At 61.6% G+C, this 11,578-nt stretch carries 12 protein-coding genes; 6 read left to right on the top strand and 6 right to left on the bottom strand.

Annotated elements, in window-relative coordinates; all coding sequences use genetic code 11:
• Window positions 1-38: 38 nt before the first annotated feature.
• Entirely contained in the window at window positions 39-707 is a 669-nt protein-coding gene (gene elbB / locus HU806_RS17535; RefSeq protein ID WP_186612767.1) for an isoprenoid biosynthesis glyoxalase ElbB, read from the top strand.
• A gap of 24 nt (window positions 708-731) precedes the next feature.
• Here the strand turns inward: elbB and HU806_RS17530 are convergent, their stop codons facing one another.
• Together HU806_RS17530 and HU806_RS17525 are read right to left on the bottom strand one after the other, a co-directional pair.
• Window positions 732-1,187 carry a YaiI/YqxD family protein gene (locus HU806_RS17530; protein WP_186612765.1) on the bottom strand — a complete coding sequence of 152 codons (456 nt, stop codon included), beginning with the start codon at window positions 1,185-1,187 and terminating at the stop codon, window positions 732-734.
• Between the two features lie 23 nt (window positions 1,188-1,210).
• Window positions 1,211-3,109: an FTR1 family protein gene (locus tag HU806_RS17525; RefSeq protein ID WP_186612764.1), complete on the bottom strand. Its 1,899-nt coding sequence runs from the start codon at window positions 3,107-3,109 to the stop codon at window positions 1,211-1,213.
• 312 nt (window positions 3,110-3,421) lie between these two features.
• Between HU806_RS17525 and HU806_RS17520 the strand changes: the two genes are divergently transcribed.
• From HU806_RS17520 to HU806_RS17505, 4 genes are read left to right on the top strand one after another with little or no spacing between them, the layout of a single operon-like run.
• On the top strand, window positions 3,422-4,816 hold the full coding sequence (locus tag HU806_RS17520) for a COG3014 family protein (RefSeq protein WP_186612762.1): 1,395 nt from the start codon (window positions 3,422-3,424) through the stop codon (window positions 4,814-4,816).
• A gap of 18 nt (window positions 4,817-4,834) precedes the next feature.
• Window positions 4,835-5,203 carry a YcfL family putative periplasmic lipoprotein gene (locus HU806_RS17515; RefSeq protein ID WP_186612760.1) on the top strand — a complete coding sequence of 123 codons (369 nt, stop codon included), beginning with the start codon at window positions 4,835-4,837 and terminating at the stop codon, window positions 5,201-5,203.
• Window positions 5,204-5,251: 48 nt separating this feature from the next.
• Entirely contained in the window at window positions 5,252-5,839 is a 588-nt protein-coding gene (gene lpoB / locus HU806_RS17510) for a penicillin-binding protein activator LpoB (protein WP_186612758.1), read from the top strand.
• Between the two features lie 3 nt (window positions 5,840-5,842).
• Window positions 5,843-6,586: a penicillin-binding protein activator LpoB gene (locus tag HU806_RS17505; protein WP_186612756.1), complete on the top strand. Its 744-nt coding sequence runs from the start codon at window positions 5,843-5,845 to the stop codon at window positions 6,584-6,586.
• 173 nt (window positions 6,587-6,759) lie between these two features.
• Here the strand turns inward: HU806_RS17505 and HU806_RS17500 are convergent, their stop codons facing one another.
• The 3 genes from HU806_RS17500 to HU806_RS17490 form a co-directional block, all read right to left on the bottom strand.
• Entirely contained in the window at window positions 6,760-7,392 is a 633-nt protein-coding gene (locus HU806_RS17500; RefSeq protein ID WP_186612754.1) for a LysE family transporter, read from the bottom strand.
• A gap of 93 nt (window positions 7,393-7,485) precedes the next feature.
• Window positions 7,486-8,067, bottom strand: coding sequence for a mechanosensitive ion channel family protein (locus HU806_RS17495; protein ID WP_186612752.1), 582 nt, complete (start codon window positions 8,065-8,067; stop codon window positions 7,486-7,488).
• A complete protein-coding gene (locus HU806_RS17490) occupies window positions 8,067-9,977 on the bottom strand; it encodes an ATP-binding cassette domain-containing protein (protein ID WP_186612750.1) in 1,911 nt (636 codons plus the stop codon). Before HU806_RS17490 ends, HU806_RS17495 begins: the two co-directional genes overlap by 1 nt.
• 50 nt (window positions 9,978-10,027) lie before the next feature.
• On the opposite strand from HU806_RS17490, the gene HU806_RS17485 reads away from it, so the two are divergent.
• A complete protein-coding gene (locus HU806_RS17485) occupies window positions 10,028-10,492 on the top strand; it encodes a TIGR02444 family protein (protein WP_186612748.1) in 465 nt (154 codons plus the stop codon).
• Here the strand turns inward: HU806_RS17485 and HU806_RS17480 are convergent.
• On the bottom strand, window positions 10,489-11,535 hold the full coding sequence (locus HU806_RS17480; RefSeq protein ID WP_186612746.1) for an AlgP family protein: 1,047 nt from the start codon (window positions 11,533-11,535) through the stop codon (window positions 10,489-10,491). The genes HU806_RS17485 and HU806_RS17480 overlap by 4 nt on opposite strands.
• Between the last annotated feature and the right edge of the window lie 43 nt (window positions 11,536-11,578).

Below are 11,578 nucleotides of genomic sequence, written 5' to 3'. Positions count from 1 at the left end.
TAGTAGACATTTAACGCCATGAATCTGGAGAAAAGCCCATGAGCAAAAAAGTAGCAGTGATCCTTTCCGGCTGTGGCGTGTATGACGGTGCCGAGATCCACGAAAGCGTGATTACCCTGCTGCGCCTCGACCAGCGTGGCGCGCAGGTCCAGTGCTTCGCCCCCAACATTGCCCAACTGCACGTGATCAATCACCTGACCGGCGAAGAGATGCCCGAGAGCCGCAACGTCTTGGTGGAGTCGGCGCGTATCGCCCGGGGCAACGTGAAAGACCTGCGCGAAGCCAGGGTCGAGGATTTTGATGCGCTGATCGTGCCCGGCGGCTTTGGCTCGGCAAAGAACCTGTCCAATTTCGCCGTCGAAGGTGCTGGATGCAGCGTCCAGCCAGAAGTCCTGGCACTGACCGAGGCCTTTGCCGAGGCCGGGAAGCCGGTGGGGCTGATCTGCATTTCACCCGCCCTGGCGGCAAAGATCTATGGCCCGGGAGTGACCTGCACCATCGGCACGGATGCCGACACAGCTGCGGCCGTGACCAAGATGGGCGGAACGCACGAGGAATGCCTGGTCACCGACATCGTTGAAGACACCGCGCGCAAACTGGTCAGCACGCCCGCCTACATGCTGGCGCAGAACATCAGCGAAGCTGCTTCAGGCATCAACAAGCTGGTGGACCGGGTGTTGGAACTGACGCACGAAAACGACGCCTGACCCCATCCGATCCGGTGGGGAGGCTCAGGACAAGCGTGCCAAACGCGTCAGTATCCGGTCCAGCGCATTGGCAAAACCCTGCTTGTCCCGTTCGCTGTAAGCCGCCGGGCCGCCGCCCATATGGCCTTGTTCACGCAGATCGGTGAACAGGTTGCGCACCGCCAGGCGATCCCCCATGTTCTGTGCGTCGAACTCCTTGCCGCGGGGATCCAGGGCAGCGACGCCCTTCTTCACGAGACGGTCGGCCAGCGGCACGTCGCTGCAAATCACCAGTTCGCCAGGCACAGCATGCTCCACCAGATAGTCATCCGCCGCGTCAGGACCGCTGGGCACCACGATCAGCTTCACCAGCGCCAGGCCCGGCTTGGCCTGCGGTTGCCCGGCGACCAGCACCACCTCGAACTGGCGCTTCAAGGCGAACTTGACCACCAGCTCCTTCGCCGCCTTCGGGCAGGCATCGGCGTCGATCCATACGCGCATTGTGTTGTTTCCTCATTTGATGTTCAGGAAATCTGAACTCGACGCTTCTCCGCCACCCAGCTACGCCCGTACAACACAACGATGGCCGTGATCGCCACGGCCTGGGCCGCCAATGAATACGCATCGGCATGGATGCCCAGCCAATCGAAGTCGAAAAAGGCCACCGGGTGCGTGCCGAAGATCCCGGCTTCCTGCAAGGCTTTCACTCCATGCCCGGCGAATACCACCGATAACGCGCATAGCAGTGCGGCATTGATGCTGAAGAACAGTGCCAGCGGCAGTTTCGCCGAACCTCGCAAAATCACCCAGGCCAGCCCTACCAGCAGGACCAGCGCCGTCGCGCCGCCCGCCAGCACGGCGTCATGCCCGGCAGGACCGGCCTGCAGCCAGAGGGTTTCGTAAAACAGGATCACTTCGAACAGTTCGCGATAGACCGAGAAGAACGCCAGGATCGCAAAACCGAAACGGCCACCGCCGCCCACCAGGCTGCTCTTGATGTAATCCTGCCAGGCCGCCGCGTGGCGCCGGTCATGCATCCACACGCCCAGCCACAGCACCATCACACTGGCGAACAACGCGGTTGCACCTTCAAGCAGCTCCCGCTGCGCGCCGCTGACGTCGATCACATACGCGGCCAGCCCCCAGGTCGCCAAGCCGGCAAGCAGTGCCAGGCCCCAACCGACGTTGACGCTGCGAACTGCCGATTGCTGCCCGGTGTTGCGCAGGAACGCCAGGATAGCCGCCAGTACCAGAATCGCCTCCAGGCCTTCGCGCAACAAAATCAGCAAGCCCGAGATGTAGCTCAGCGACCAGCTCAAGCCATCGCCACCCAGCAGGCCCGCGGATTCCTTCAACTTGGCCTTGGCCACGTCCAGACGCTGTTCGGCCTGCTCGATTGGCAAGCCATCCTGCAAGGACTGACGGAAAGCCATCAAGGCCTTTTCGGTGTCTTTGCGCACGTTGGCGTCGACGTTATCCAGGGAGCTTTCCACCAGCTCGAAGCCTTCCAGATACGCCGCTACCGATAAATCATAGGCCTGGTCATGATCACCGGCACGATACGCCGCGATGCTTTTATCCAATGTCGCGGCGGTATAGTCGAGCAACTGCGCCGGACCGCGCTGCACTTGTGGTGGCTGGGCCCGCTGGGCACGGAATGTCGCCGCTGCCGCAGGGCCCTGGATGGCGAGGACTTCGGCCGGGGTCTGGCGGGCCAGATCGGCGAGGTTGTACGACTGTTCATTCTTGGCCGCCGCCGGGTCGGCGCTGAAGCTGGCGATGTAGGTCGCCAGGTCCCAGCGCTGACGGTCATCGAGCTGGTCGGCGAAGGCCGGCATGTCGGTGCCTTCGACGCCCATGCCCAATGTGTTGTAGATCGCATAGAGGCTCAGCCGATCCAGGCGTTGACCGTCACGCAGGTTCGCGGGCGGCGGTTCCAGGCCGACGCCCGCCGGACCGTCGCCGGCGCCGGTGTCCCCATGGCAGACCGAGCAATGCTGGGCGTACAGCGGCGCACCGCGGGTCGGATCCGGGGTGATGATCGGCGCCTGGCTGACTTCGTACGCCACGGCCAGCCGTGCGCCCAACTGCCGCGCCAGGCGGGAAACGTCACCGCCGTCCTGGCGCTCGGCGATCGCCTTGCGCAAGGAATTGATGCCTTGACTCAACTCGGCCTTTTCCAGCTTGGCCGGCAGTGCGCCGACCAGACCCTCCAGCGCCCCGGTAAATTCAAGTTGCTCACGGTATTCAGCCTCGTCGATGACCTTTCCGGCCTCGACAGTCGCCGGGTAATCCGCCCCGATGTAATCCAACAAATGCAGCGCCTGTGGCGCGCCTTCAACAGTGTCAGCCAGCAGATCGGCACTGCACAGCGCAAGCAAGGGCAACGCCAGCCAGGCCAGAAAACGAAACGGGGCAGTCATGAATGACTCTCGATTGGAAATAAGAAGTAACACATTGTTCACTTCCAATGCGCTTGGCTCAAGCTCCGATGTGGTTTGCCCAAGCATTTTCATCGGATCTTCATGCTTTGAAGATGACATCACAAAAACATCATTTAGAAACTAAAAAGCCACTACACAAGCAAATCCGCTGCTTATAATGCGCCGCCTTCTTATTAGAAGACGGCATAACAGCTCCTCTGGATTTGAGGAACCGACGGCGCACAAGCGCCTGTCCGTGGATCGTCCCAGCCCGACCCGCACACCCGGCTGATACTCAGGGAAGAAGTGTTCATGGCATCCCGTGCCCTTTTCTCGGTCGCCCTCGGCGCGATCACCTTGCTGTCCGGCTGTTCGGCGTTCCGCAATTACGACAGCGAGTTGGCCCAGACCAATCAGCAACTGGCCTCCGGCAACGTCGACGCGGCATTGATCCTGCTGGAAAAAAACAACACCAGCAAAGACAAAGACCTGCTCTATTTCTTCGAAAAGGGTGAGTTGCTGCGCGCCAAGGGCGACCTTTCCGGCAGCCAGACCGCCTGGGGCAGTGCCGACCAGCAAGTCGGGCAGTGGGAAGACGCCGTCAAGCTCGATACCGCCAAGTACCTGGCGCAATTCGGCAGTTTCCTGGTCAACGACAAAGTCCGGCGCTACGAGGGCTACGACTATGAAAAGGTCATGCTCACCACGCAGATGGCCTTGAACTTGCTGGCCGTGAACGATTTCGACGGCGCCCGGACGCAGATCAAGAAGACCCACGAGCGCGAAGCCGTGATCGCCGACTTGCGCGACAAGGAATACCTCAAGCGCGAGGAGGACGCCGAGAAGCAAGGGGTCAAGACCGAATACAAGGACCTGAGAGGTTATCCGGTGGCGAGCCTGGACGCCCCGGAAGTGGTGAGCCTGAAAAACAGTTATCAGAGCGCGTTCAGCCATTACCTGGCCGGTTTCGTCTACGAAGCCCTGGGTGAAAAAGACCTGGCCGCCCCGGGTTATCGCAAAGCCGCCGAACTGCGCCCCAACACACCGCTGCTGGAGCAGGCGCTGCTCAACCTCGACAAGCCTGCCGCCAAGGACGACGACAGCGATATTCTGATCGTGGTGCAGAGCGGCCTGGCGCCGTCCCGGGATTCAATCCGCATCCCGCTGCCCTTGCCCATCAGTGGCAATCTGGTCATCACGCCATTGTCGTTCCCGCTGATCAAGCCAGACACGTCCACCGCTACCTTTACCCAGATCGGCGTCGACGGTCGCCAGTTGGACCTGACCCAGCTCAACAGCACCACCGCCATGTCGCGCCGGGCCCTTCGCGATGACATGCCAGGGATCATCCTGCGCACTTCCGTGCGGGCGATTACCCGTGGCGTGGCGCAAAAACAAATCAACGAAACCAACCCCCTGGCCGGCCTGGCCGTGGGCATCACCTCGGCCGTGCTCGAAGGCGCCGACACCCGGACCTGGCGCACCCTGCCGGATTACAGCCAAGTGGTGCGCCTGCGCCTGAAGAAAGGCGAGCACCAGGTCACCCTGCCCAGCGCGGTAGGCGGCTCGGTGGTCAAGGTCAAGATCGACCAGCGTTACCAAGTCATCAGCCTGCGGGCGGTGGGCAACCAGGTCTTCGCCGGCGGCCTCGCGGCCCAGGTGATCCCGAGCGCCAACCCCACCGCCATCGCTCTCAAGCAACCTTAAGAACGGAGTCTTGTTCACATGCGTTTAAAACTGATCGCCGTCGGCGTCCTGGCCTTGCTGGCCGGTTGCGCCACCCCGCCGCCGGAACCCGGCAGCGCCGCCAGCAAGGTCGTGGCGATGGGCAAGACCAAGAATATCGTGGTCGGCGCCATGCGCGTCGCCCGGGAAAACGGCTATATGACCGTCAACGTGCAGTTGAGCAATACCAGTTTCAACAACAAGACGATGTATTACCGCTTTGCCTGGCTGGGGCCGGAAGGGTTCCCGATCGCGGAAGAGGAAAGCTGGAAAACCCTGACGCTATACGGGGAACAGACGCGCTTCTTGCCGGCCATCGCGCCAACACCCAAGGCGATGGATTTCCGTTTGGAAATCAATACCCCGTAAGGCTTGCCGGACAAAAAACCTTTTTTGCAGTTATTTGAGAGCACCCACATGTTTGTACGCATTTCATCCCTTGCCCTCGTCGCCCTGCTCGTTAGCGGCTGCGCCAACAATTCACCGGTCCTGGGCAACAAGAACATCAGCTATGGCGACACCAAGGCCGTGGAAACCGTCACCAACGAGTTCGGCTCCACCGACCTGCAAATGATCGCCGAATCCATGACCCGCTCCCTCGCCCAGTCCGGCGTCTTGCAGGGCCGTCCGGTGGTCCAGGTCTATGACGTGAAGAACAAGACCAGCGAGTACATCGATACCCGCGAAATCACCACCAGCATCAAGACCCAACTGATGAAGACCGGCGCCGCACGCTTTGCCAGCGACAACAACGCCATGGACAGCCAGGTCGACCAGCTCAAGCTGCAAAACCAGAGCGGCCTGTACAAGAAGAGCACCGTGGCCAAGACCGGCAACATGATCGCCGCCAAATATCGCATCGAAGGTTCCATCAGCTCGATCGTCAAGCGCAGCGAAGACTACAAGGACGTCTTCTACAAATTCAGCCTGCAATTGATCGACGTTGAAAGCGGGCTGGCCGAATGGATGGACGAGAAAGAAATCCGCAAGACGACGGAGCGCTAACCCATGCGCACATGGATCGGCATAATGGCCCTGGCTTGCGCATTCAGCGCGCAGGCGGCCCCAAAAGTGGCGGTGACTGACCTGGCGTATCAGGAACGCGTGGAGGAATACATCCATACGGTTTCGGCCCAGAGCAATTTCCAGGCGAACGGCTACAGCGCCAGCGCTTCGTCGAGCTACGACGAGATGGAAGCCACCAGTAGCTACATAGAGCAAGGTGAACTGCGCAAGTTTACCGGTGACATCAAGGGTGAAATCCTGCGCAGCGGGATTTTCCAGCTGGTGCAGGGCACGCCGTATACCGCATCGTCCAAGGGCGACGTCTACGACGTGATCAAGCGAATCAAGGCGGGTAACTTCAAGGGCGCCGACTACGTGCTGTTCGGCACCGTGTCGGACATCGATTTCACCCGTGACATCAACGAACTGGGCACTGCAGACAGTTACTCGGCTGTGCTTGCGCTGACGCTGGTGGCCGATTTCAGCCTGATCAATACCAAGACCTTTGAAATCACCTCGGCTTTTACCGCCATGGGCGAAGGCCAGGACACCAAGCTGTTGAACCATCGGGACGTGCGCATAAGCCTCAATCGTCCGCGGGTGGTACGTGAGGTGTCCAAGGCCCTGGGAGAGGACGTGGCGCGGCAGATGAGCGAGCAGCTCGGCGGCCCGAGCCATGAACAGGCTGGCGAGCCGGTGCAGCGTAATAACCTGCCGAGGGATACCGCTCCGGTGATCCTGCGCTGAATCGCATTACCAGGTAACTGCTTTTCGTGGCGAGGGAGCTTGCTCCCGCTGGGCCGGTCCGACGCCTCGGGCGTAGCAGCCCCGCGATCTTGCGGTCGCTACGCACTGGAGCGCCAGCCCGGCCGAGCGGGAGCAAGCTCCCTCGCCACAAAAGCTCGCCTTCGCCGCAGTAACTACACCGAAGCCTTGCGAATCGTCGCCAGCAGACCCGCTGCGCCGATGAACAGTCCGGCAAAGGTTCGATTCATCCGCCGTTGCTGTTTCGGCGTGCGCAACAGGCGCAGGGCCTTGGACGCCAGTCCGGTGTACCCGGCCATGACGATGAGGTCGACGCAGATCATGGTCAGGCCCAGGATCAGGTATTGCTTGATCAAGGGGGCGTGGGGATCGATGAACTGCGGCAGCACCGCAAGCATGAACACCAAGGCCTTGGGGTTGCTGATGTTGACCAGGAAGCCTCGGAACACCAGCGCCAGCGGCTTGCCGATGGGCCGCACGGCCGCATCGTCGCTGAGATCAGCGGGAATGGCCCGCCACTGCTTGACGCCCAGATAGACCAAGTACGCAACGCCAAACCATTTGATCGCGTAGAACGCGGTGGCGGACGCGGTGAGGATCGCGCCAACACCCGCCGCGACGATCACGATTTGCAGCGCCAGGCCCAATTGCAAGCCCAGGGCGTTCCAATATCCGCGCCAGAAGCCGTATTGCAGGCCGCTGGACATCGATGCAATCGCACCCGCGCCCGGCGAAAGGCTGATAACCCAACAAGCGGCGAAGAACGCCAGCCACGTTTCCAGCAACATCGCACACCTCGGCTCAGACTCGTCGAAACGAATAAGCTAATGCGCCGCCGTGCGGATCACCACCGTTTTTTTCAGAAACCCAGGGGAATCGGTCTACTCAACGAAACCGCCGACCGGAAAGGCCTCGCTGCCACGCCAGCGGCGGACCGAACGCTGGAAGAACAAACTATTGGGCACCTGCACCATGGAACTACCGGTACCCAGTTCTTCGGGTTCGATCAGTGTGGTGTAGAGCAGATTTATGGCCACGACCCGACCCTTGATGCCGGGTTTGTCGGTGGCCTCTACCAGCTCGACCACGTCACCGAGGCGGAACGGCCCGACTGTGTAGATCAGAATGGCGCACAGCAGGTTCGACAGCACGCTCCAGATCGCGAAGAACGCCACCGCCGCCACCGCGACGAACCCCGACAACGCGGTCCACAGCACCGTGGCAGACACGCCCAGGCGCTCCAGGGCCACCAGCACCGCGCTACCCATGATCAGCCAGCGCAGCACGCCGCGCAGGATGATCACCAACTGGGTCGGCAATGGGTAGCGTTCGCCAAGGCCCGTCAGCGCGCGCGCCACGAAACGTTGGGCAATATAACCCGACAACAGGATCAGCAGGATTTGCACGCCGAGCCAGATCGGCTCGATCCACATGACGGGTATGGGCAAGGACAACGCTTCCATCAGGACAACGCCTCCAGCTCCGCTTGCAGGTTTTCGAGCAATTCCAGGGCTAGCATCCACGCCTCCTCAAGTTCCGCTTCCTTGACCTTCAGCCGGGCCTGTTCAGCCAGCAGATCACGCAGCTCATCCTTGCGTGCCGCCTCGTAAAGACCACTGTCGCCAAGGCTGGTTTCGATTTTCTGCAGTTTTTCATGCAGCTTGCCCAGCTCGGCTTCGAGCTTGTCGGCCTCGCGCTTGTGCGGCGCCAATTGCTGACGCAACGCCGCGGCGGCTTGGCGCTGGGCTTTCTTGTCGGTCTTGTCGGGGTTCACCGGCGTGTTGCTGACCGGTGCGTTGCGCTGGCGATATTCCACCAGCCAGCGCGCATAGTCTTCGAGGTCGCCATCGAACTCTTCGACTTTGCCGTCGGCCACCAGGAAAAAGTTGTCCGTGGTGCTCTTGAGCAAATGCCGATCGTGGGACACCACCAGCACCGCGCCGCTGAATTCCTGCAACGCCATGGTCAGGGCCAGGCGCATTTCCAGGTCCAGGTGGTTGGTCGGTTCGTCGAGCAGCAGCAGGTTCGGTCGGTCCCAGGCGATCAACGCCAGCGCCAGTCGAGCCTTCTCGCCACCGGAGAAGTTCAGCACCGGCTCGTCGATCCGCGCGCCGCGGAAGTCAAAACCGCCGAGGAAATCCCGCAGTGTCTGCTCGCGTTCGGTCGGCGCCAGGCGTTGCAGATGCAGCAGCGGGCTGGCCTTGGCATCCAGGGAATCCAATTGATGCTGGGCGAAATAACCGACCACGGTATTTTCGCCCCGCGTCAGGCGTCCCGCCAACGGCAGCAGCTCACCGGAAAGGTTTTTGATCAGGGTCGATTTGCCCGCACCGTTAGGCCCCAGCAGACCGATTCGCGCACCAGGGGTCAATTGCAACTTGACCTTCTCCAGAACGGTTTTGTCGCCATAGCCCAATCGTGCGTCGGACAGATCGATCAGCGGACTGGATATCTTGGTCGATTCGCGAAAGACAAAATCGAACGGCGAATCGACATGGGCCGCCGACAGCTCTTCCATCCGCTCCAGTGCCTTGATCCGGCTCTGGGCCTGGCGGGCCTTGGTGGCCTGGGCCTTGAAGCGCGCGATGTAGCTTTCCATGTGCGCACGCTGCGCCTGCTGCTTCTCGTACGCCTGCTGCTGCTGCGCCAGGCGCTCGGCGCGGGCGCGCTCGAAGGCGCTGTAACCGCCGCGGTACAAGGTGATCTTGCGCTGGTCGACGTGTGCCACGTGATCCACCACGGCGTCGAGGAAGTCGCGGTCGTGGGAAATCAGCAGCAGCGTGCCAGGATAACTCTTGAGCCAGTCCTCAAGCCAAATGATGGCGTCGAGGTCCAAGTGGTTGGTCGGCTCATCGAGCAGCAGCAAGTCCGACGGGCACATGAGCGCTTGTGCGAGGTTCAGGCGCATCCGCCAGCCGCCAGAGAAATCGCCGACCTGGCGATCCATCTGCTCATTGGTAAAACCCAGCCCGGCCAGCAACTTCCGTGCGCGCGCATCGGCGGTGTAGCCGTCGGCGCTATCGAGCTCGGAATGCAGGCGGGCCTGGGCGGCGCCATCATGGGCCGCTTCGGCGGCTTCAAGGTCGCGCTGAACCTGACGCAGACGCAAGTCGCCGTCGAGCACATAATCCACCGCCAGGCGTTCGAGCGTATCGACCTCCTGGCGCATATGGGCGATGCGCCAATCGGCCGGCAGGAAGCAATCGCCGGAATCCGGGTGCAACTCGCCGCGCAACAAAGCGAACAGGCTTGATTTGCCGGCGCCGTTGGCGCCGATGAGGCCGGCTTTGTGGCCGGCGTGCAGGGTCAGCTCGGCGTCTTCTAGCAGACGTTGCGGGCCACGCTGTAAAGTCAGGTTCTGAAGTCGAATCATAATGGCGGCGGAGTCTACCAGCTTCGCTCGCAACTGGCGCGAGTAGCACGATGTCCTCTGATCTATGGAGCTTTGCGGTCAACCTTTATGCCAAGCCTGGCGTGGAGCCTGCGTGCCTGGCGCTACAGGCCTGCGGCGCGAACGTCTGCCTGATGCTTTGTGGGCTGTGGCTGGAGCGACGCGGCGTGGTGTGCAACGAACAGCGGCTGCAACAGCTGCGGCAGCTGGCCGAGCCTTGGGACGCAGCGGTCGTCCAACCGTTGCGCACGTTGCGTACCGGATGGAAAGAGCACGCCCTCCGGGACACAGGGCTGAGTGATCTTCGCGAACAGGTCAAGAGGCTGGAACTGGAAGCCGAACGGCAATTGCTCGAACGATTGGAGGCAGCGGCCGCAAACTGGCCAGAAGGACAACAGCGAGATACAGCGCAATGGCTGCCAAGGCTAGCGACGAGCGCCGACCTAGCCAACCACGACGCGCTGCATCAGCTGCGCGTCGCGGTATCGGATACTTAAGAAGCGCTAGGTGTCGTGGTGCTCGATGCCGTGGCGACGCTTGGATTCAGCGCCGGTGCTGGCGTGCTCGCCGCAGGAGCGGGTGTCGCTGCTGGCGTGGTTGCTGGAGCCGCAGGCTTGGCGGCTGGAGCAGTCGCCGGTTTTGCCGCAACGGGCTTCTTCACGGCCGGCTTCGCAGCGGGCTTGGCAGCAGGTTTTGCAGCGGTCGGCTTGGTCGCGGCGGGTTTAGCGGCAGGCTTGGCCGCAGCAGGCTTGGCAGCGGGTTTAGCCGCAGCCTTGGCCGGAGCTTTGGCAGCAGCTGGCTTGGCAACTGACTTGGCCGCGACGGGTTTGGCAGCGGCAGTCTTGGTTGCCGCAGGCTTGGTTGCCGGTTTGGCAGCGGCAGGCTTGGCAACCGGTTTGGCGGTCGCTTTTGCCGCAGGCTTGGCGGCAACTTTGGTGGAGGATGTTTTCGCGACAGGTTTCACAGCACTGGCGGCAGCGGTTTTTTTCGCGGCAGGTTTGGCGGCAGGTTTGGCCGCCGGCTTGCCAGGCGCTTTTGCCACAGCCTTGGCGGCTGGCTTGGCAACCACCTTGGCCGCGGGTTTTGCCGCGACAGGTTTAGCGGCCGGTTTTTTGGCCGATACAGCGGCAGGCTTGGCAGCACGAAGACTCAGCGCCTTGCTCGCAGCTTCCTGGACGCGACCGACACCTTGGGCCAGCTTCAGGCTTTCCTGGGCATCACGTTTGAGTTGCAGGATGTACGCGCGGGTTTCGGATTGACGATCCTTCAAGGCATCGAGCAAGTTTTCGAGCTCTTTCACGCCGTCCTTGGCCTTGGCTTGTGCCTTGGCCTTGCCGGCGGTTGCCGCGTCTTGCAGCTTGGTGCGCGACTTGTGCAGTTTTTCCTGCGCTTTGCCGCGTTGCTTTTCCAGTTTGGCGAGCAGTTTTTCAGCATCAGCCAGGGCTTGGGAGCAGGCATTTTCCAAATGTTCGAGCAAGCTGCCCGACAGTTGTTGGAGCAAGTGCAACGGAGTATTTACAGGCTTCTTGGTGGCCGACATGGTTTACCTCCTGACTGACGTGAGTGCGGCTCATACTAGACCT

This window comes from Pseudomonas sp. SWRI154, assembly GCF_014268645.1.
Taxonomy (GTDB): domain Bacteria; phylum Pseudomonadota; class Gammaproteobacteria; order Pseudomonadales; family Pseudomonadaceae; genus Aquipseudomonas; species Aquipseudomonas marvdashtae.
This window is presented reverse-complemented; position numbering and strand designations above follow the sequence as displayed.